The organism is Pseudoalteromonas sp. Z9A6, from assembly GCF_011378805.1.
GTDB classification, from domain to species: Bacteria; Pseudomonadota; Gammaproteobacteria; order Enterobacterales; family Alteromonadaceae; genus Pseudoalteromonas; species Pseudoalteromonas distincta.
Genome location: NZ_WTKZ01000055.1, coordinates 1 through 19517, shown reverse-complemented (window position 1 = coordinate 19517; position 19517 = coordinate 1). Strand labels below are relative to the sequence as shown.

The window sequence follows — 19517 nt, the reverse complement described above, 5'->3', positions numbered from 1 at the left end:
TGTTATTTCAACATCATGATAGGCGTACCAGTCATTTCTTTTGGTTGCTCCATACCCATTAAGTGAAGCATTGTTGGGGCTACATCACTTAAGGCTTTACCTTGCATTGGCTCTGCATCGCGACCAACATAAATAAAATGCACTGGTTCGCTAGTGTGAGCAGTATGTGCTTGGCCTGTTTTGAGATCAGCCATTTGCTCAGCATTACCATGATCGGCTGTAATTAGTGCTTCACCACCAAACTCTTCTAGTGCATCAACAACACGTCCGATACAGCTATCTACAGCTTCACAAGCTTTAACAGCGGCTTCAAATACACCTGAGTGACCAACCATATCGCCATTAGGGTAGTTACAAATAATAGCATCGTATTTACCGCTTTTAATTGCTTCTACTAGTTTGTCGGTTAGCATTTCTGAGTTCATTTCAGGTTGTAGGTCGTAGGTTGCTACTTGCGGCGAAGGAATTAGCTCGCGTGTTTCACCTTTAAATTCGCTTTCACGTCCGCCACTAAAGAAAAATGTAACGTGTGCGTATTTTTCGGTTTCTGAAATACGAAGCTGTGTTTTATTATTTTTTTCAAACCATTCACCGAGTACGTTTATTAGTGGTGTAGGTCCAAATGCAACAGGTGCGTCTATATCGGCTGCATACTCTGTCATCATTACAAATGCGCTAAGCTCTGGCGTTCTTTTTTTAGTAAAACCATCAAATTCAGGCTCAACAAAAGCGCGGGTAATTTCGCGGGCTCTATCTGCTCTAAAGTTAGCAAAAATAACGGTGTCGCCATCGTTTATTGAAGCCGGAGTGGCACCTGTTGGCGTAATAGTCGTAGCTGCTACAAACTCGTCGTTTTCGTCGCGCTCGTACGCTGCAATAAGTGCTTCAACACCATTATCAAAGTTAAAGTCGCCTTCGGCGAGCGTCATTACGTTGTAAGCTTTTTCTACACGGTTCCAACGGTTGTCTCTGTCCATTGCGTAGTAACGGCCAATAAGTGATGCTAAACGTCCGCACTTAAGTTTACTAAATAACGCTTCAATTCGTTCGATTGATGCTTTTGCGCTACGTGGAGGTGTGTCACGGCCATCTAAAAATGCATGGAAATAGACTTCTTTAGCACCACGTTTTGCCGCCAGTTCGATACTTGCAACTATATGATCTTCGTGGCTATGCACACCACCTGGGCTTAAAAGACCCATTATGTGAACCGCTTTACCAGCACTTACTGCTTTGTCTATGTTTTCAACTAAGGCTGGGGTTGAATCAAACTCGCCATCGTTAATTGCTTTGGTGATACGGGTAAAATCTTGATACACAATGCGCCCTGCACCTAAGTTTACATGGCCAACTTCTGAGTTACCCATTTGACCATCAGGAAGACCAACATCTAAACCCGAAGCAGATATTAATGTGTGTGGGCGGGTGGCCCATAAGTTGTCTAATACAGGTGTGTTAGCTGCAAGAATAGCATTACTTTGCGTATCTTCGCGGTGTCCCCAACCGTCTAAAATCATTAATACCAGTGGTTTTTTATGCTCTGTCATAATAGCTCCTGAAAATTAGTATCTGTTGATGGATACTGTGCACCTAAAAAGGTTTATTAGCGTGGTTTTAGCATACCGTGTTTTTAAGCTAGGATCAGCATTGAAAACAAGATATTAAATATTTTTACTTATACCTTATTGACTAACATGAACTCTGCTTGAGATAGATTTATTATCCAGAGTTCTGTTAACTATATATGGGGGGCTTTATCGTTTTTTAAACGTCTCTAAGTGCTCCTAAACTCGCATTTTAGGTTGGTTTGGGTATACTTGCGTGGCTAAAGTACAAAATACTTAAAACATCACGTTTTAAAACATAATTTCATAGTGGAAGTAGAATGGATCAATATATTGAATTTATTACAAATCATCCCATTTTAAGCCTTGCTTGGGTTGGTATTGTTTTCCTTATTGTTAGTGGCTGGATAAAAAGTAAGCTTTCAGCTGTTCGTCAAATAAATCCCCAGCAGCTTACGTTACTTATTAACCGTGATGACGGTCAAGTAATCGATATACGTGCGCAAAAAGAGTTTAATGCAGGGCGTATTTCTGGTGCTGAGCACTTAAGCCCAGAGAATGCGAAAAAATCTGACTTTTCAAGCCTTGAAAAGTACAAGACTAAACCCATTATAGTTGTATGTACTACAGGTATGACTGCCCAAGGTACTGCAGCCGCTATGAGTAAAGCTGGTTTTGAACGAGTTTACTTATTAGCAGGTGGCATGGGTGCGTGGCAATCTGCCAGCTTACCAACTACAACAGGTCGCTAATCAGTTTAGCTAGGCCGATAGAGGATTTATTATGAGTAATGTTGTTTTATACACCAAGGCGTATTGTCCATTTTGTCAGCGTGCTCTTTCGCTTTTAAACAGCAAAGGCGTTGAATACACAAATTATGATATTGGTGTGCAGCCTGAGCTACGCGATGAAATGATTGCCAAAGCAGGTGGTGCAAGCACAGTACCGCAAATTTTTATTAATGATGAACATATCGGTGGCTGCGACGACATGATGGCTATTGAGGCGCAAGGCAAACTTGACGCTAAGCTAAACGCTTAATTTAATTATAATAACGAACAAGTTAGGAATAACAATGAACGAAGAAAATCAAAACGTAGCAGCTGCAGAAGCTGGCGCACAATTTACTATTCAACGCATTTACACTAAAGATGTATCGTTTGAAACGCCAAACTCTCCGGCCATCTTTCAAAAAGAATGGACGCCAGAAGTTAAGCTAGACCTAGATACACGCTCAAACAAGTTGGACGAAGGTGTATTTGAAGTTGTTTTAGCGCTAACTGTAACTGCATCTATTGGTGAAGAAACTGCGTTCTTATGTGAAATTCAACAGGCAGGTATTTTTACTATTGCTGAAGTTGAAGAAGTGCAACTTGCGCACATGCTAGGTGCATTTTGTCCTAACGTATTATTTCCATATGCACGTGAAGCTGTTTCAAACCTTGTTAATCGTGGTACGTTCCCACAGCTTAACCTTGCGCCAGTTAATTTTGATGCGTTATTTGCACAATACATGCAACAACGTACTGCGCAAGCTGACCAGGCTTCAGCAGACGCATAACTTATGAGTACAGCAACTACAGCTGTTACTGTATTAGGGGCGGGGTCTTACGGCACCGCCCTTGCTATTTGTTTAGCCCGAAATGGTCACCAGGTGACACTTTGGGGAAGAAATAGCGACGACGTTGCCACGCTTGCAGCTGAGCGGAAAAATCAACGTTACTTACCTGATGCTCCTTTCCCAGATACTCTTACTCTTGAAGCTAACTTACAACATGCCGTTGCTAGCAGTGCTATTGTACTTGTTGTTGTGCCAAGCCATGCTTTTGGCGACACGCTTGCGCAGATAAAACCTGCATTGCAAGAGGGTGCTAAAGTAGCGTGGGCAACTAAAGGGCTTGAGCCTAATACTGGACGTTTGTTACAAGAAGTTGCTTTGCAAGAATTGGGTGATGACATTCCACTTGCGGTACTTTCTGGTCCTACGTTTGCAAAAGAAATGGCGATGGGTTCACCTACAGCTATTTCTGTGTCTTCTACGTCGCCTGAATTTGCTCAGCAGCTCGCTGATTTACTTCATTGTGGTCGCTCATTCCGTGTGTATAACAATGATGATTTTATTGGTATACAGCTCGGTGGTGCGGTTAAGAATGTAATTGCCATTGGTGCCGGTATTTCGGACGGTGTTGGTTTTGGCGCTAATGCGCGTACCGCGCTTATAACCCGAGGCCTTGCAGAGCTTACTCGTTTAGGTTGCGCTCTTGGTGCTAAGCCAGAAACCTTTATGGGAATGGCAGGCCTTGGCGATTTAATACTAACGTGTACAGATAACCAATCACGTAATCGTCGATTTGGTTTAGCACTAGGTAAAGGCGAAAGCGTCGATGCTGCTATTGAGTCAATTGGTCAAGTAGTTGAAGGCTTTAGAAACACCAAAGAAGTGTATTTATTAGCGCAACGTAGCGGTGTTGAAATGCCGATTACCGAGCAAATTTATAAAGTGCTTTATGAAAATAAAGATATGAAAGAAGCTGCAATGGCGCTATTAGGCCGAGAGCAACGTTCTGAGTAGTTTTATAAGCGTTACTAAAACTAAAAAACCGACGTTATGTCGGTTTTTTGTTGTTTGGTACAAGGTGTTTATTGCGCGTTAGGAAAACCCAACTGGCGCCACGACTCGTAAACAAACACGGCTACTGCGTTTGATAAGTTCATGCTGCGGCTATTGGCTTGCATAGGAATACGCACACGCTGCTCTTTTGGTAATGCTTGGATCATATCATCAGGTAGGCCACGGGTTTCAGGTCCAAATACTAAGCAGTCGCCGGCTTCGTAGTTAGCTTCATGATGGAATTGGCTACCTTTGGTTGTACATGCATATATTTTTTTTGGTTTACATTTTTCAAGGTAATCTTCAAATGAGGCATGGCGTTGAACATGACTAAATTCATGATAATCAAGTCCTGCACGTTTCACGCGCTTATCGTCCCACTCAAAACCTAGCGGCTCAATTAAATGTAATGCATAGCCGGTATTGGCACATAGGCGAATAATATTACCAGTGTTAGGCGGTATTTCAGGTTGGTATAAAACAATATCCAGCATAATGAGCCTTATAAAATAATCTGTAGTTTGACGAAGGGCAGTATACACGAAACCCTTTAAAAAAATGATATACTCACACTATTGAATACTCCTAATATCGGATTAAAACGTGCATAACCGTAGCTACGAATTTTGGGTTAAAACTTCCAGCATTGTTACCATGGTAATGGTTAGTTTAATGATTGGCGCAAAAACATGGGCGTGGCTGGCTTCAGGCTCGGCCTCAATGCTTGGCTCGTTAACTGATTCCTTAATGGATATTACTGCCACCGCCATGAGTTTTTTAGTGTTAGGTTACGCACTGCGCCCAGCAGATGATGACCATAGGTTTGGACACGGTAAAGCTGAAGCACTTGCTGGACTTGGGCAAGCTGCGTTTATTGCAGGATCAGGTTGTCTACTTGCTTTTCATGGTATTGAGCGGTTATTTAACCCTATACAACTAAGCCATTCATTATTAGGTGTGTGGGTAAGTATTTTTGCTATTGCGTGTACGCTGGTAATTGTATTTGTGCAAAATAAAGTAGTTAAATATACAGATTCAATTGCTATAAAAGCCGACTCAGTACATTACAAAGGCGATTTAATATTAAATGCGGCTGTGCTATTAGCTATTTTGTTAGCTTATTATGGTGTGTTGTATGCCGATCCTGTTTTTGCGATAGGTGTTGCTGGTTACTTACTTTATAACAGCTGGGATATTGCTCGTGATAGTGCCGATCATTTAATGGATAAAGAACTGCCAGACGATGAAAAGCAAAGCATATTTGATATAGCCAGAGCCCATGCTGATGTACATGGTGTGCATGATATTCGTACGCGCCAAGGCGGAAAAGTTAAGTTTATCCAAATGCACTTAGAGCTTGATGATCATTTAAGTTTGATTCGCGCACATAACGTAGCTGATGAAGTAGAGGCAATGCTTAGCGAACGCTTTGAGTCTGAGGTAGATATACTGATCCACCTAGACCCTTTGTCGGTACTTGTTAAGCCGTCACCGACTCACAAAACTGATACAAGCTCTTAAGCAATGGCTGACGTATTTCATCACGTTCAAAAAATAGCTCGTGTTTAGCGCCTTCAAAGCTTTTAAGCACGGTGTTTTCGTGCCTGTTTGCTAATTTATATTGGGCATTGTTATCAACCACTTCGTCGTTTTGTGCACTGGCAATATACAGTGGAATAGTCACGCTCAAGTTATCCACAGAAGTTATAAATGCAAACGTCGCATTTAGCCAGCCGTAAGTAACACCGCCGAGCTGTAGTAATGGCTCTTCTTGATATGTTTGCCTAAATAGCTCGTAACGCACTGGACTACTGGTTAATACATTTGTAGCAAATTCATCGGGTGTGTAATCGGTTTGACCTAGTGCGTAGTTGTCTTTTTGACCCAAAAGGGTCGCGGTACTTGCTATCAATTTAGCTAAAGGTTTTGGTGTGTTTTTTGTGTAAATATCAAGCATAGGCGCTGATAAAAACGCGCCACTAAAATTGTGTTCAAAATGCGCAAGGTAATCTAAAGCAATAGCGCCGCCCATTGAATGACTCACTAATACTTTTTTACCCGGCCAATAAGTATCGACAATTTGTTTATTAAATAAGTTTAGATCGGCACTGTAATCTTTAAATTCATTAACATGGCCTTTATGCTTATTTAGTAGATGGCGATAAGAGCGGCCTTGTCCTTGGTGGTCGGCTATGAATATGGCAAAATTATTATTATAAAGCTCCCATAACAGCTCTTTATATTTATCTAACCCTTCAAGGCGTCCCGAGCTTATTACAATGGCAGTTTTAGCTTTATCAGGTATGGCATAAGCATAAAATAATTGCCCGTTAGGCGTATCTAAATAAGCTTTAATTAGCGTGTTTTTATAAAAGTTATTAATTGTTATTTGATTACTTTTAAGCTCACGCTCACTACTATAAAACATGCTTTACTCTTTTATTAATGGCAAGGTTATATTAGCACACAAGCCACCTAGTTCTTTATTTGATAATACTAGACTGCCACCATGCGCAGTAATAGCATTTTTAGCAATCGCCAGCCCTAAACCCGTACCACCACTTACGCGATCCCGCGCATCTGATTGCCTAAAAAAGGGCTCACAAAGCTTGCCCAGTTGCTCATTTGGCACACCAGAGCCATCATCACATATTTCTATATAAATGGCATCTGTGTGCTTTAGAGTAATGCTAATAGTCTTATTTGCGTATTTAATAGCGTTGCGTAATAGGTTTTCAAGTGCGCTGGCAATAAGGCCTTCGTCGCAATTAATATTTACGTCTACAGTGCCCACTATATTTAGCTGCTTATTATTTTGTTTTGCTTCAAACTGCGCATCGTTAATAACGTGATCTACAATTATTTGTAATGATTGTTTTTGCAGTGAAAGCGCTTGGCTTTTTGCTTCTAAGCGAGAAACTTGCAGCACGTCGGCAATCATCTTATCAAGTTGGTTTGCTTCTTTTTCTATGCGTAATAAATAGGATTGGCTAGCGTCGTTAGCTTGCATTTGCGCAAGACCGGTAGCCATTTTTAAACGCGTAAGGGGCGAGCGTAACTCATGTGATATGTCGGCTAATAAGCGTTTTTGTGAACTAATTAAAAGCTCTAGCTGATTGGCCATGCTGTTAAAGTCTCGCCCAAGTATTCCCAGCTCATCTTTTCGGTTTACAGAAATGTCGGCTCTTGCGCTTAGGTTGCCCGCTGATAGTTTAATAGCTGCTTTTTTAAGACTATTTATAGGGGCTATTAAGTTACGGCTAAATACAAAGCTTAAAATAAGAGAGGCAACAATTGCGATGACTATTTTCATCCAATTAGGCATAAGCTTAAAGCGCATTAATAGCGGCGGTTGATGGTTAATATCTATTTCATAAAGATAAAAACTCCCTTCAGGCACGTTTATGTTAACAGGGCCGAAGGCTTGATATTTTTCAGTAAAAATAATTTGTGGTGACATATTTTGAGTAAAGTTTAATAAACTTAAGTCGATGCTCTCTGGCACCTCTTTACTACTAAGGGAGTCTTCGCTTTGAGCTGCGCTTAAGTATAAAAGTTTACGCTTTGATAGGCGAGGGTGTACTAATACATCGCTTAGGCTGCGCTTATGTTTAATAGCAGTGCGCTCAATACTTTTGGCGGTATATATTAAGTTTTTTTTCATAGGGCCATAAAGCGGCTTGTTAGTTACCGCGTTAATAGCGGTAATGTTACTTAAAAATACAAGCGCTGCTACGGTGCCGATTATAGTTAACCAAAACCAAATAAATATTTTAAAAAATAGGTAGTGCCCAGGGTGCTTTAACCAAGCAAAGTAAGTGCTTTTATTCGCCTTGGATAAAGACATAACCTGTACCTCGCATTGTTTTAATTCGCTCGCCTGTAATATGCTCCGCAATTTTTTTACGGATATTACTTACATGCATATCGATAGAGCGATCAAAAGAAGCTAAACGCCTGCCTAGCACTTCTTCGCTAATTTGCTCTTTACTAACAACTTCGCCTGCATTTTTACACAATAGCGTGAGTATTTCGTACTCTGTACCGGTAAGGGTTAGTGTAGAGCTGTCTATTGAGGCCTCTCGCGCTGCAAGGTTAACAGTAATACCATTAACGAGTAACTTACTTGTTGTAGCTGCATTTAAGCTATTAATGTGCTCTATACGGCGTGTTATCGCTTTTACGCGGGCTAGTAATTCACGATGATTAAAAGGCTTTGGAATATAATCGTCAGCGCCTAGCTCTAAACCAAAAATACGGTCAAAGTCTTCACCTTTTGCAGTAAGCATTATTACAGGGGTGAGCTTTGTTTGCCTAAGTTGTTTGAGTACTTCAAAGCCATCAAGCGTTGGTAGCATTACATCAAGCAGTATAAGTGCGTAGTCGTTTGCTTGTGCTAGTTTAAGGCCCTGCTCACCGTCGTGTACGCTTTGTATTTCAAAGCCTTGAGCAGTTAAATATTCACTTAATAGCTCACAAAGGCCCGTATCGTCATCAATCATTAATAGTTTCATTTACAAACCCTTAGAGTTGTTTATAGCGTTATTTTACCCGCTAAATAGTGCAAAGGTGAATCTTTACACAACCTTTACACTGCTTTGCGTTACTTTGCGTTGAGTTAGGTATAGTTAACTCACTGGCGTATACCCAGTCAGCCTCAAGATACAGAATTCAGCGTTTCACAGCAGCTGGCTATCAAGGCGTGACTTTGCAAGAATGGCATTCCCTTTTAAAAAGTCACAACACCGAGAGCTAGTTGCTGTGAAACGCCCAAAGGGTTGGTTTTAAAACGATTTATTCTGCGTTATCGATTTTAACAAGGGAGCAACCATTGGTTACAATCAATGCCTTGCCTAAATAGTTTTTAATTCCAACTGAAACTCGTTTCTTGCGGTTGATTGGGTATGTTAGCCACAACCAACCCAATATTAAGGTAATGATTATGACTAAAGTAAACACACTTTCAAAATTAGTACTTATCTGTGGCTTAGCAACAGCAACGCTTGGTGCTGGTAGCGTGTTAGCTAAAGGCGACGGACATAAGCAAGGCCATTCTCAAGCTCGTTTTTTACTTTCTGAGCGCGGCGTTGAAAAATTAAACCTAACAGATGAGCAGCAAACTAAGCTAAAGGCTATTTTTGAAGCGCAAAAAACACAAATGAAAGCACTGCGTGGCGATGATATAGAAGCCCGTAAAGCGATGCGTGAAGCGCACAAAGCAAAAATGGATGCATTACTTTCTGCTGCAACATTTGACGAAAATGCAGCAAAAGAGTTATTAAATGAACGTCATGCAAAAGGTGAGCAATTTGGTTTAATTGAACTAAAAACACAACACCAAGTAATGCAAGTGCTTAACGCTGAGCAAAAAGAGAAGTTTGCTAAAATGCAAAAGCGTATGAATAAAAAGCACCGTAAACAAAAAAGTTAATTTTACTTTTTTGTAAATACTAAAAAACCAGCGTAATGCTGGTTTTCGTATTTAGGGCATTATGAAGATAAATTATTTAAAAAAGTCATCTTCATTTTTAGCCATCATTGCCTCAATATCTTCAATCATGTCTTGGCTAAACTCTTCAGCCGAGGTGATTGGTGCAGAAATTTTATTATTTTCGAACGACCATTCACCTAAATCAATTAGTTGGCAGCGCTTGGAGCAAAAAGGGCGAAATGGGCTTTGCTCTGACCATTCAACTTTAGTTTTACAGGTTGGGCAGTTTACAACAGTAGGCATAAATTACTCTCTACAAATTTTTGGTGCATTTTACATTACTTAGATATGAGTCTCTAGGTATAAGTAAGGCTTTGGGTTTAGTGTTCAGAACCTTGTCACTTTTACTATGGACCTTTAAAAATTAGTCACGCGATTAATTTCAGCAAGGGATGTAAGACCATCGGCTGCTTTGCGTAAACCCGATAAACGTAAATTATTAAATCCGGCTTTAAGTGATACATCTGCTATTTCAAGCGAGTTACCACCGCGCATAATAATTTGGGCAATTTCAGGGGTAATTTGCATTACTTCGTAAATACCCACTCGGCCTTTATAACCATCGGTACAGCTATCACACCCTTTAGGTGTATATAATGTCATTTCTTCAATTTGCTCGGAACTAAACCCCTGGCGAGTCAGTTCTTCACTCGGAAGTTGTTCCGGCGTTTTACATTTAGGGCACAAGCGACGTGCTAAGCGTTGGGCTATGATTAAGCTGATCGAACTTGCTACGTTATAAGCCGGCACACCCATATTTAATAAACGGGTGATTGTTTCCGGTGCTGAGTTTGTATGCAATGTTGATAAAACCAAGTGACCTGTTTGCGCCGCTTTTATTGATATTTCTGCGGTTTCTAGGTCACGTATTTCACCTACCATAACTACATCAGGATCTTGACGTAAAAATGCACGCAATGCGTTGGCAAAAGTCATATCGGCTTTAATATTAATTTGTACTTGGTTTACACCTTCAAGGTTAATCTCAACCGGATCTTCCGCAGTACTAATATTACGCTCAGGCTGGTTTAATATATTTAAACCTGTGTATAGCGATACTGTTTTACCAGAACCCGTTGGCCCTGTTACAAGTATCATCCCTTGAGGCTGGGCAAGCGCATCCATATACAATTTTTTCTGCTCAGGCTCATAGCCTAATACATCAATGCCTAACATAGCGCTTGATGAATCAAGGATACGCATTACTATTTTTTCACCCCACAAGGTAGGCATGGTACTTACACGAAAGTCGATACTTTTGCGTTCAGTAATTTTTAGTTTTATACGGCCATCCTGTGGTTTGCGTTTTTCGGCAATATCGAGTCGCGACATTACTTTAATACGCGCAGAAAGCTTGGTTGCTAATGTATTAGGTGGGCTTGCCACTTCATGCAAAATGCCATCAATACGAAAGCGAATACGGTACTTGTGCTCATACGGTTCAAAGTGTAAATCAGAGGCGCCTTTTTTAATGGCATCCATTAAAATTTTGTTAATGTAAACGATGATAGGCGCATCATCTTTATCGTCATCTTGTGGAGCTGTATCTCTTTGGCTTTCTGAGTCTAAATCAGCAAATTCTTGAAACTCGTCATCAGTTAAATTTAAGCTGCCAGTGGCATCTAGCAACTGCTCAATTTTGTTATCGAGTTGAATATAATCAACAACAACAATTTCACATGAGAGACCGGTACTAAATTCAAAGTTTTCGAATGCGCCGTAATCTGTTGGGTCTGATGCTGCTATATAAACTTTTCGATCTTTTTGAACAAGCGGCAAAATGTGATGTTTACGTATGAGTTTTTCTTTTACGAGATCGGCCGGGATTTTTGTAAGATCATAGTCTTTTAAATCAAAATAAGGTACGCGAAACAAATCAATACATTGTTCAGCTAAATCTTTACTATCGATTTTTCCACATTTAGAAATAAGCTCAGCTGTTGAGGCAAATTCATTTTGTTTGTTTTTAACCGTGTCGGCATCAATGCGGCCAAGGGTTATAAATTTTCTCAATAACGGTGAGTTAATATTCATTGCGCACCTGTTTTATTCCTTCAATAGTTAGCAATTTATCAGAAAAAAGAAGGTGATTACATCACCTTTCATTCTTTGTTGTGATTTTACTAACTAAAATACGAGTTTGTGTGAGTTAGGACAGTGTTAATGTGAGTTAGTTTTGTTGTGTAATGCATATTGTAGGTACTTTTTATGAAGATCAACAAGTTCTATATGCACTAGGTTTAAACTACGGTCGTTATTTAAAATATCATTCGCTTTTTGCTGTTTATCGGCACGTGACATTTGCGAGGCAATAATACTTTTAACTTGCTCAATACTTGTGTTGTCGCGTTTTGCTGTACGTGCTATTTGTACAGAGGTTGGTACATCAATAAGTAGGGTGTGGGCGCAATATTTATCAAGGTTGTTTTCAAACAATAAAGGCGCTACTAAAACAACATAAGGGCTAGTTGCATTATTTAAATCGGTTAGTATTTTTATCCGTATAAGAGGGTGCAGCAACGTATTAAGCCATTCTTTGTCATTGTTGTTAGTAAATATTTTTGCACGCAATTCTGCTCTATTTAATGTGCCATCAGGCAATAAAATATGTTCACCGAAGTGTTGGGTAATCGCTTTTAGCCCTTTGCTATTTGGGAGTACTACTTCACGCGCAATTATATCGGCATCAACTATTGTAATACCAAGCTTTTCAAACATGTTACTGACGGCCGTTTTACCACAGCCAATACCGCCTGTTAAACCTAATACCCAGCTGTTTACTTTAGTAATTTGCTCACTCATTTTAATAACCAATTAAATTAAAATAAGTGCCTTGAATTTGGTTGCCCCAAAGCATTGCAATCCAGCCAGCTATCGCTAAATAAGGCCCAAAAGGGATAGGAGTCGCTTTGTCTTTACCTTGAATACTCAACAGTGCAATACCTATTATGGCACCTACTACGCTCGAAAGCAGAATAATTGTAAGTAATGACTGCCAGCCAAGCAAAGCACCAAACACGGCAAGTAATTTAAAATCGCCATAGCCCATGCCTTCTTTACCGGTAAGCAATTTAAATAACCAAAATACGCTCCACAAACTTAAATAGCCGCAAGCGGCGCCAATAATGGCATCGGTTGGTGTAATTGTGTAACCCATTACCGAGGCAATAAGTGCAAGCCATACAAGCGGAAGTGTAAGTTGATCTGGCAGTAACATATGGTCAATATCAATAAAGGTTAGCGCTACTAAAATCCACGTTACAAAAATATATAAAAGGGCTTGCTCGGTCGCACCAAAGCTATAGGCAACAGTTAAACTTAATAGGGTAGTAATTAGCTCTACAGCAGGGTATCGGGCCGAAATAGGATTACTGCAACTTGCGCATTTACCTTTTAATATTAACCAACTAATAATAGGAATATTTTGCCAAGGTTTAATGGCAGTTTTACATTTAGGGCAGGTAGAGTTGGGTTTTACTAAATTAAAAGGCTTATTGATATTGGCTTGTTTAGATTTATTCCCTGTAAGCTCATCTTCTAGCAGTATACGGCATTCGCTTTGCCACTCACGCTGCATCATCAGTGGTAAGCGATAAATAACCACATTTAAAAAACTACCAATACATAAACTAATTAAGCCAATAGTGGTTAAATAAAACCACAATTGGCTTTGCATTACTTCAATAATACTTTGCATTTGTTTACCTAAAACTAAAATTTTTTAATAATACCAATTAACAGCGCGATGTAAAATCGCGACTACGCGGTTTATACCACGGCACCGTAGCAGCGGGTTTACCCCGCGACTGTTACCATTATTGCGCGATGTAAAATCGTAATTAAAAACGCGATATAAAATCGCGACTACGCGGTTTATACCAAGGTAGCTTAGCCGCGTGTTTACCCCGCGACGGTTGCTATTACTGCGTGATTGTTACAATTATTGCGCGATGTAAAATCGCGACTACGTGTGTTTTTAAATAGGTGTTTATATTTTTAAAGGTATTAAATAACTGAACCCAATTGGAAAATAGGTAAGTACATCGCAACAATCAAGCCACCAACAAGTACACCTAGTACGGCCATAATAAGTGGCTCAAGTAGGCTTGAAAGGCCATCAACAGCATCATCAACTTCTTGCTCGTAAATAGTCGCTACTTTTGCGAGCATGCCATCTAGCGAGCCAGACTCCTCACCAATCGCAACCATTTGTATTACCATATCAGGGAATATTTTAGAGTTACGCATTGCCCAGTTCATTTGATTACCAGAGCTCACTTCAACTTTTATATCTAAAATAGCGTAACGATAAACAGCATTACCTGAAGCGCCTGCAGCAGAGTCAAGTGCATCAACCAGAGGCACACCTGCAGCAAAAGTGGTCGAAAGAGTTCGTGCATAGCGAGCAACTGCTGCTTTATTTAAAATCATGCCTATAACTGGGAGTTTAAGTATAGCTCGGTCGGTTGCATCTCTGAGTTTTAAACTTCTAAGCTTGGCTTCTTTAAAAGCGTATCCAAAAGCTACAATAGCGATTAGTATCATCCACCAATATGCTTGCATAAAGTCTGATATGCCAATAACAAACAAAGTGAATGCAGGAAGCTCTGCCCCAAAACCTGCAAATATATCTTGAAACTGCGGCACTACAAATATTAATAATATGGAGGTAACAATACCAGCAATAACTAATACCGAAATAGGGTAAAACATTGCTTTTTTAATTTTTGACTTTAGTGCTTCAGATTTTTCTTTATAAAGAGCAACACGATCAAATATTTTATCCAGCGCACCAGATTGCTCACCAGAGGCCACTAAGTCACAATATAAGTCATCAAAATAACGAGGATGTTTGCGTAGTGCATCAGATAAAGTGCCACCGGCTTTCACTTCATCACCGACGGTTTCCATTAGCTTAGTAACGCTTTTATTAGTCGAGCCAGAGCCAATCATTTCAATGGACTGAATTAACGGCACGCCCGCCATCAGCATAGTGGCTATCTGCCGGGTAACTAAAGCTATATCTTTGGCTGTAATTTTTTTAACACTTTGAATGCCGAACAGTGGTTTTGCCTTACGTTTTACTTTAGACGGGGTGATATTTTGCTTACGTAACTGCGCTTTAACAAGAGCGATGCTTGCTGCAGTCATTTCACCTTCCAGTTTTTTACCACGCGCACTAACTCCCACCCATTGAAAGGTATCAAATCCTTTTTGTTTTTCTTTTGCCATTAGGAGTCTCTCTGAGTAGCATTTAATTCAATTTTCAGGACAATAGCATAATAATATTTAACTTATGTTAGCAAGTAATGTTGTAACTGTATCGATTTGAAACTTGCCATTATAAAACTCAATGCGCTTTCTGTAATATAGAAATATCTAACAATAAGTTTAATTATTTATGTAGGGTTTAAAAGGCGCAATGGTAATTAAATTTAAAAAAGCGCCCTTGGGCGCTTTAAACTATGTATCAACGAGAGTTAGCCTGCTTTTGCTTTTGCTGTTGCAGGGCAACCTTTAGGTGCTAAATCAACATCAGTAACATCAGCAATAGCGCAGCTCCAAGCGCCCTCTGCACTTCGAGTCAGAGTGATTGTCGCGCCTGTAATTTGAGTTGGTGCATTTTGAATCGCGCACTGAATAGTAGAGGTGGTCACTGTGATAGCGCAGTTTTGAGTTTTACCGCCATCATCGGTTTTTAACTGTAAGCCAGTCGCTTTTCCAAGTGCTTCAGCAGTGGTTTCTCCATTATTCGAAGCTACTTCAAAACCTGTTTTACCAGCTGAAATTTCAGCTAAACCAGCTGTTAATTTTGATGTTGCTTGGTAGTTAGAATAAGCAGGCAATGCTACTGCAGCAAGAATACCTATAATTGCTACTACGATCATTAATTCAATTAGGGTGAAACCCTTTTGGTTCTGTTGTGTCATTGTTTTCATGTTTCCTCTCCTAAAGGATAATGTTGTGGTAAATAAGCGTTATTTAAGTAGCATTAGTGCTTAGCTTAATTTGTTTATTTAACCTGTTTACTTAATTTGTTTATTTAAACTGTTTACCTAAAGAAACAACTTTACTGTACAGCGTATTTTGGTTTGTATAAACAAGAACACGCTGTGAATTTAGTTATTAAAGTTACTGACGTTTAGCACTTTAATGCGTTATTCAATTACTTTTATATTTAGGTATAGCCGCAATCAACTTTTAATTACTTATACTGGTAGCTAAATAAGCACTTAGCTTTTTATGCCTGTTTACTGAACGCATTAATATTAAAGCAGCTAATTAGTGCTTTTATATTAATGGTACATTCATTTATAGTACAACAGCGTGAGTTTACCACTGCTTTTTACTTTTTAGTACATGGATTATATTTAAAAAAAGTATTTTATTTAACAAAATGCTAAAAAACAATCCTTTCGGGTTATTTAATGCTTTATAGTATCTATTGTCAATGAATTAGCGCAGTTTAAATTTAAAATCTGCGTTATTATTAATCAAATCGCATTGATAAATCGATTGATTGTAAGTTTTTTGTTAACGCCCCGCTCGATATAAAGTCTACCCCAGCTTGTGAGAAAGTTTTAAGCGTTTGTAAGGTCATATTGCCCGAAACTTCAAGTTTTGCGCGTTTGTTAGTAACCACTACAGCTTGCTTAATTTGCTCTACGTTAAAGTTGTCGAGCATTATAATATCGGCACCCGCATCAAGCGCTTGTTTTAGATCAACAAGTGATTCAACTTCTACTTCTATTGGTTTGTTTGGTTGGTTTTGTTTAGCTTGCGCTATTGCTTTGTTTATACCGCCACACGCCGCTATGTGATTTTCTTTTATTAAAAACGCGTCGTATAAACCAATACGGTGGTTTGCACCGCCGCCACATTTAACGGCGTATTTTTGTAAAATGCGTAAACCAGGTATGGTTTTACGAGTATCGAGTAGTTGGGTTTTTGTACCCGCTAGTTCTTTTACATAATGGGCTGTGGTAGTAGCAGTACCCGAAAGTGTTTGTACAAAGTTAAGTGCTGTACGCTCGGCAGTTAAAATAGCGCGAGCCGAGCCTGTTGCTGTAAATAAAGTACTGTTAGCTGTAACTGCATCGCCATCGTTTACTAGTACATTTACTACAACACTAGGGTCTACTTGCTTAAATACTTCAATAATTAGGTCTTTACCACAAAATATGCAGTCTTCGCGGGTAATTACTTTAGCGCTTGCTTGCTCATTTTTGGGGATCAATTGCGCGGTAATATCGCCTTCTTGCGCGGTTTTATAATTTAAATCTTCGTCAAGTGCAAGAGTGACTAGTTGAGTAATGAGGGAGTGCGAAATAGACATAGAATGCTCATAAGCGTTAATAAATTAAACAAATTTTACTATGTTTATAAAAGAAAGAGAAGCGATTGCCTTTTCACCAATATAAAGATAAGCGCGTATAGTAAATTAGTATCTACGTGTGGGTTTGTATTATCTGTAGGTGAGGTTTTATACCTCGCTTTTAATTTCGAAAGTTACGTTACATGGGCGGATGTAAATTCGCACCTACGGGTGGGTTTGAATTATTTGTATGTGAGGTTTTATACCTCGCTTGTTACTATCATTTTTTTAATAAATCCTTTAGCATCAGTACTATGTATCTCTTGGTGTTTATATAATAAACGTATCATGAAAATAGATTTAAATGGTGTTTTAAGTACGGTAACGCAGCGGCCTTGTTCGCATTTTGATGAACGCCCTGATGAGGCTGATATTTCTTTATTGGTTATTCACAATATATCATTGCCAGCTGGGCAGTTTGGCACCCCTTTTGTTGATGGGTTATTTATGGGGTGCATTGACTGCAATGCTCACTCGAGTTTTAGTGACTTAAAGAATTTACGTGTATCGGCCCATTGCTTTATAAAGCGCACCGGTGAGGTTATACAATACGTGCCTTTTGAAAAGCGTGCTTGGCATGCAGGGCAGTCTGAGTTTGAGGGCGTATCTGCTTGTAATAACTTTAGCATTGGCATTGAGCTTGAAGGTACCGACACCGCACCATATTCTTTAGAACAGTACAAAACATTAACTATAATTAGTAAATCTATAATGCAACGCTATCCAAAAATTACCCCTTCGCGTATTGTTGGGCATTGCGATATTGCTCCAGGGCGTAAAACCGATCCTGGTAGTAGCTTTAATTGGCCATTGTTTTTTAATATGCTTGAACAGCTAAGTTAAGAGAGTTATTCCCATGATTTTAGTTTCTATAATAATTGCATTAATACTAGAGCGCTTAGGAGCTCGGTCTAACTACTGGCAGATAAGTTATTACGCAAATGGTTATTTAAATCGCTCTAATAAATTACTTGGTGATAAGGGCTTATTTAGCTCAGCACCGGGCTTTTTAATTTGGCTTTTACTCCCAGTGATTGCGGTGGCACTAATTTATTGTTTGTCAGATTTTGTATTGTGGCAGCTGGGCATTAATATCGCGGTGCTTTTGGTTTGCTTTGGTTGTGCTAAGCAGCGTGCTTTATATAAGTCGTACTTAAATGCGTTAACGCGAGATGACGGTACTGCTGCATCTTTATATGCGTTGCAAATAGGTCAAAAGCGTACTGATGATCAAGATGGTGGTGAAACCTTTGGGCAAACATTGGCTTGGGTGAACTTTAGATTTTACTGCGCGGTTATTTTTTGGTTTGTTGTTTTAGGCGCGCCAGGTGCGGTTTTATATGCACTGGTGCGTACTGTAGCTGATTTAGTACGAGAAGATCATAAAGTAATATTTGCTAAGCGTTTTAAACTTACACATAAACTATTGTTTTGGCTCGACTGGTTACCTGCACGTATTACCAGCTTTGGTTATTTAGTAATAGGTAACTTTAATAAAGGCACGAGCTGTTGGTTACGTTACGTACTTAACTTTAAATCTCCAAACCGAGAAGTAGTAACATGTACTGCACTTGCTGCAGAGCAAGTTGAAAAGCGTTATTACGGCTGTACCTACGAAGCCACTTGTATGATTAAGCTTGTTAAGCGCAATGTATTATTTTACTTAGTACTTATAGCGCTACTTACATTATTTGGCGGACTATCGTAGTCGCGATTTTATATCGCGCATTGTGTTTTCGGTTGGGCGATTAGTTGCCAAATGTCGCGGGGTAAACCCATTGCTACGATTGCGTAGTCGCGATTTTATATCGCGCATCGTGTTTTTTGGTTAGGAGATTAGTTGCCAAATGTCGCGGGGTAAACCCGCTGCTACGAGTTTAGATAAATACTATCCCAATATGGGTAGTCTGCAATATTTTCTATTAAATTTGCACGCAAAGGGTTTGCGACTATGTATCTAGCGCATCTATTTAAGTCTTCGGTATTTCTTATTAAGTGATCATAAAACCCTTTTTGCCAAAGCTTTTGTCTGCCAAATTGTCTATACACCGTGGCTGAGCGTCCTTTGAAGCTTCTAATTACCTCGCTTAATGTTGCGCTATCGGATAATTGTAGTAACCAATGAATATGGTTTGGCATTATCACGAAAGTATTTGATTTAATTAGTTGCTCTCTTTCTAATCCCCTCATTTCATTGATAATAGCTCTATTAATTATTAAGCTTGTGAATAGGTTGTTTCGCTCATGACAAACCAGTGTAATAGCATAATATTGGTTTGCTTTTGATGCTCTTCCCTTTCGTAATAAATATGAACGATGCATAACATACCCGTATTTTAGCAATCACAGACCCACGAATTTAAAGCATATGCAATTTTTATAAATTTGCGTAGTCGCGATTTTACATCGCGCATTGTGTTTTACGTTTAGGTAATTACTTGCACAATAGTCGCGGGGTAAACCCGCTGCTACGAT

At 39.4% G+C, this 19517-nt stretch carries 21 protein-coding genes; 8 read left to right on the top strand and 13 right to left on the bottom strand.

The annotated features are described in order from the left end of the window. Window positions 1–2: 2 nt before the first annotated feature. Window positions 3–1547: a 2,3-bisphosphoglycerate-independent phosphoglycerate mutase gene (gene gpmM / locus GQR53_RS16595; RefSeq protein WP_165744568.1), complete on the bottom strand. Its 1545-nt coding sequence runs from the start codon at window positions 1545–1547 to the stop codon at window positions 3–5. Between the two features lie 338 nt (window positions 1548–1885). On the opposite strand from gpmM, the gene GQR53_RS16590 reads away from it, so the two are divergent. From GQR53_RS16590 to gpsA, 4 genes are read left to right on the top strand one after another with little or no spacing between them, the layout of a single operon-like run. After that, window positions 1886–2317 (top strand): rhodanese-like domain-containing protein, encoded by a 432-nt coding sequence (locus GQR53_RS16590; protein WP_002957784.1) that lies wholly within the window; start codon window positions 1886–1888, stop codon window positions 2315–2317. A 31-nt stretch (window positions 2318–2348) separates the two neighbouring features. Then, complete coding sequence (gene grxC / locus GQR53_RS16585; protein WP_002957783.1) at window positions 2349–2606, top strand: glutaredoxin 3; 258 nt, start codon at window positions 2349–2351, stop codon at window positions 2604–2606. Between the two features lie 34 nt (window positions 2607–2640). Further along, window positions 2641–3126: a protein-export chaperone SecB gene (secB, locus tag GQR53_RS16580; protein WP_002957782.1), complete on the top strand. Its 486-nt coding sequence runs from the start codon at window positions 2641–2643 to the stop codon at window positions 3124–3126. A gap of 3 nt (window positions 3127–3129) precedes the next feature. Continuing rightward, a complete protein-coding gene (gene gpsA, locus GQR53_RS16575; protein WP_165744567.1) occupies window positions 3130–4137 on the top strand; it encodes an NAD(P)H-dependent glycerol-3-phosphate dehydrogenase in 1008 nt (335 codons plus the stop codon). Window positions 4138–4205: 68 nt separating this feature from the next. Here gpsA and trmL read toward each other — a convergent pair whose 3' ends face one another. Next, a complete protein-coding gene (gene trmL / locus GQR53_RS16570; protein ID WP_165744566.1) occupies window positions 4206–4670 on the bottom strand; it encodes a tRNA (uridine(34)/cytosine(34)/5-carboxymethylaminomethyluridine(34)-2'-O)-methyltransferase TrmL in 465 nt (154 codons plus the stop codon). A 160-nt stretch (window positions 4671–4830) separates the two neighbouring features. Between trmL and GQR53_RS16565 the strand changes: the two genes are divergently transcribed. Then, a complete protein-coding gene (locus GQR53_RS16565) occupies window positions 4831–5697 on the top strand; it encodes a cation diffusion facilitator family transporter (RefSeq protein ID WP_165735523.1) in 867 nt (288 codons plus the stop codon). Here GQR53_RS16565 and GQR53_RS16560 read toward each other — a convergent pair. The 3 genes from GQR53_RS16560 to GQR53_RS16550 are packed head-to-tail and all read right to left on the bottom strand — an operon-like array spanning window position 5657 to window position 8690. Then, window positions 5657–6604 (bottom strand): alpha/beta fold hydrolase, encoded by a 948-nt coding sequence (locus tag GQR53_RS16560; protein WP_165744565.1) that lies wholly within the window; start codon window positions 6602–6604, stop codon window positions 5657–5659. The genes GQR53_RS16565 and GQR53_RS16560 overlap by 41 nt on opposite strands. A 3-nt stretch (window positions 6605–6607) precedes the next feature. Beyond that, a complete protein-coding gene (locus GQR53_RS16555) occupies window positions 6608–8023 on the bottom strand; it encodes an ATP-binding protein (protein ID WP_165744564.1) in 1416 nt (471 codons plus the stop codon). Further along, window positions 8001–8690, bottom strand: a complete 690-nt coding sequence (locus GQR53_RS16550; protein ID WP_165744563.1) for a response regulator — start codon at window positions 8688–8690, stop codon at window positions 8001–8003. Before GQR53_RS16550 ends, GQR53_RS16555 begins: the two co-directional genes overlap by 23 nt. Window positions 8691–9118: 428 nt before the next feature. Between GQR53_RS16550 and GQR53_RS16545 the strand changes: the two genes are divergently transcribed. Continuing rightward, window positions 9119–9607: a Spy/CpxP family protein refolding chaperone gene (locus GQR53_RS16545; RefSeq protein ID WP_165744562.1), complete on the top strand. Its 489-nt coding sequence runs from the start codon at window positions 9119–9121 to the stop codon at window positions 9605–9607. 72 nt (window positions 9608–9679) lie between these two features. Here GQR53_RS16545 and yacG read toward each other — a convergent pair whose 3' ends face one another. The 7 genes from yacG to nadC all read right to left on the bottom strand — a co-directional run bounded on the left by yacG (window position 9680) and on the right by nadC (window position 17003). After that, window positions 9680–9910: a DNA gyrase inhibitor YacG gene (yacG, locus tag GQR53_RS16540; RefSeq protein ID WP_002957774.1), complete on the bottom strand. Its 231-nt coding sequence runs from the start codon at window positions 9908–9910 to the stop codon at window positions 9680–9682. Window positions 9911–10024: 114 nt separating this feature from the next. Then, window positions 10025–11701 carry a type IV-A pilus assembly ATPase PilB gene (pilB, locus tag GQR53_RS16535; protein ID WP_165744561.1) on the bottom strand — a complete coding sequence of 559 codons (1677 nt, stop codon included), beginning with the start codon at window positions 11699–11701 and terminating at the stop codon, window positions 10025–10027. Between the two features lie 126 nt (window positions 11702–11827). Beyond that, a complete protein-coding gene (coaE, locus tag GQR53_RS16530) occupies window positions 11828–12469 on the bottom strand; it encodes a dephospho-CoA kinase (RefSeq protein WP_165744560.1) in 642 nt (213 codons plus the stop codon). 1 nt (window position 12470) lies between these two features. Beyond that, window positions 12471–13364, bottom strand: a complete 894-nt coding sequence (locus GQR53_RS16525; protein WP_165744559.1) for an A24 family peptidase — start codon at window positions 13362–13364, stop codon at window positions 12471–12473. A gap of 308 nt (window positions 13365–13672) precedes the next feature. Then, the gene (locus GQR53_RS16520) at window positions 13673–14899 is read right to left on the bottom strand and encodes a type II secretion system F family protein (RefSeq protein WP_165744558.1); all 1227 of its coding nucleotides are present in this window, start codon (window positions 14897–14899) and stop codon (window positions 13673–13675) included. 248 nt (window positions 14900–15147) lie between these two features. Further along, a complete protein-coding gene (locus tag GQR53_RS16515; RefSeq protein WP_165744557.1) occupies window positions 15148–15606 on the bottom strand; it encodes a pilin in 459 nt (152 codons plus the stop codon). Between the two features lie 551 nt (window positions 15607–16157). After that, window positions 16158–17003: a carboxylating nicotinate-nucleotide diphosphorylase gene (gene nadC / locus GQR53_RS16510; RefSeq protein WP_165744556.1), complete on the bottom strand. Its 846-nt coding sequence runs from the start codon at window positions 17001–17003 to the stop codon at window positions 16158–16160. Window positions 17004–17330: 327 nt separating this feature from the next. Here nadC and ampD point away from each other — a divergent pair, with 327 nt between their 5' ends. Both ampD and ampE read left to right on the top strand, forming a co-directional pair. After that, complete coding sequence (gene ampD / locus GQR53_RS16505; RefSeq protein ID WP_165744555.1) at window positions 17331–17885, top strand: 1,6-anhydro-N-acetylmuramyl-L-alanine amidase AmpD; 555 nt, start codon at window positions 17331–17333, stop codon at window positions 17883–17885. A 13-nt stretch (window positions 17886–17898) separates the two neighbouring features. Continuing rightward, window positions 17899–18750, top strand: coding sequence for a beta-lactamase regulator AmpE (ampE, locus tag GQR53_RS16500; RefSeq protein WP_165744554.1), 852 nt, complete (start codon window positions 17899–17901; stop codon window positions 18748–18750). A 161-nt stretch (window positions 18751–18911) separates the two neighbouring features. Here ampE and GQR53_RS16495 read toward each other — a convergent pair whose 3' ends face one another. Then, window positions 18912–19364 (bottom strand): transposase, encoded by a 453-nt coding sequence (locus tag GQR53_RS16495; protein WP_165744553.1) that lies wholly within the window; start codon window positions 19362–19364, stop codon window positions 18912–18914. Window positions 19365–19517: the final 153 nt, after the last annotated feature.

What these genes read in the sequence shown, in the direction of transcription:
- coaE (WP_165744560.1), bottom strand. Translation starts at nt 12,469, where the DNA reads ATGAGTGAGCAAATTACTAAAGTAAACAGCTGGGTATTAGGTTTAACA.
- ampD (WP_165744555.1), top strand. Translation starts at nt 17,331, where the DNA reads ATGAAAATAGATTTAAATGGTGTTTTAAGTACGGTAACGCAGCGGCCT.
- secB (WP_002957782.1), top strand. Translation starts at nt 2,641, where the DNA reads ATGAACGAAGAAAATCAAAACGTAGCAGCTGCAGAAGCTGGCGCACAA.
- GQR53_RS16545 (WP_165744562.1), top strand. Translation starts at nt 9,119, where the DNA reads ATGACTAAAGTAAACACACTTTCAAAATTAGTACTTATCTGTGGCTTA.
- GQR53_RS16525 (WP_165744559.1), bottom strand. Translation starts at nt 13,364, where the DNA reads ATGCAAAGTATTATTGAAGTAATGCAAAGCCAATTGTGGTTTTATTTA.
- ampE (WP_165744554.1), top strand. Translation starts at nt 17,899, where the DNA reads ATGATTTTAGTTTCTATAATAATTGCATTAATACTAGAGCGCTTAGGA.
- GQR53_RS16550 (WP_165744563.1), bottom strand. Translation starts at nt 8,690, where the DNA reads ATGAAACTATTAATGATTGATGACGATACGGGCCTTTGTGAGCTATTA.
- GQR53_RS16495 (WP_165744553.1), bottom strand. Translation starts at nt 19,364, where the DNA reads ATGCATCGTTCATATTTATTACGAAAGGGAAGAGCATCAAAAGCAAAC.
- grxC (WP_002957783.1), top strand. Translation starts at nt 2,349, where the DNA reads ATGAGTAATGTTGTTTTATACACCAAGGCGTATTGTCCATTTTGTCAG.
- GQR53_RS16520 (WP_165744558.1), bottom strand. Translation starts at nt 14,899, where the DNA reads ATGGCAAAAGAAAAACAAAAAGGATTTGATACCTTTCAATGGGTGGGA.
- trmL (WP_165744566.1), bottom strand. Translation starts at nt 4,670, where the DNA reads ATGCTGGATATTGTTTTATACCAACCTGAAATACCGCCTAACACTGGT.
- GQR53_RS16590 (WP_002957784.1), top strand. Translation starts at nt 1,886, where the DNA reads ATGGATCAATATATTGAATTTATTACAAATCATCCCATTTTAAGCCTT.
- GQR53_RS16515 (WP_165744557.1), bottom strand. Translation starts at nt 15,606, where the DNA reads ATGAAAACAATGACACAACAGAACCAAAAGGGTTTCACCCTAATTGAA.
- gpmM (WP_165744568.1), bottom strand. Translation starts at nt 1,547, where the DNA reads ATGACAGAGCATAAAAAACCACTGGTATTAATGATTTTAGACGGTTGG.
- GQR53_RS16560 (WP_165744565.1), bottom strand. Translation starts at nt 6,604, where the DNA reads ATGTTTTATAGTAGTGAGCGTGAGCTTAAAAGTAATCAAATAACAATT.
- GQR53_RS16565 (WP_165735523.1), top strand. Translation starts at nt 4,831, where the DNA reads ATGGTAATGGTTAGTTTAATGATTGGCGCAAAAACATGGGCGTGGCTG.
- pilB (WP_165744561.1), bottom strand. Translation starts at nt 11,701, where the DNA reads ATGAATATTAACTCACCGTTATTGAGAAAATTTATAACCCTTGGCCGC.
- nadC (WP_165744556.1), bottom strand. Translation starts at nt 17,003, where the DNA reads ATGTCTATTTCGCACTCCCTCATTACTCAACTAGTCACTCTTGCACTT.
- yacG (WP_002957774.1), bottom strand. Translation starts at nt 9,910, where the DNA reads ATGCCTACTGTTGTAAACTGCCCAACCTGTAAAACTAAAGTTGAATGG.
- GQR53_RS16555 (WP_165744564.1), bottom strand. Translation starts at nt 8,023, where the DNA reads ATGTCTTTATCCAAGGCGAATAAAAGCACTTACTTTGCTTGGTTAAAG.
- gpsA (WP_165744567.1), top strand. Translation starts at nt 3,130, where the DNA reads ATGAGTACAGCAACTACAGCTGTTACTGTATTAGGGGCGGGGTCTTAC.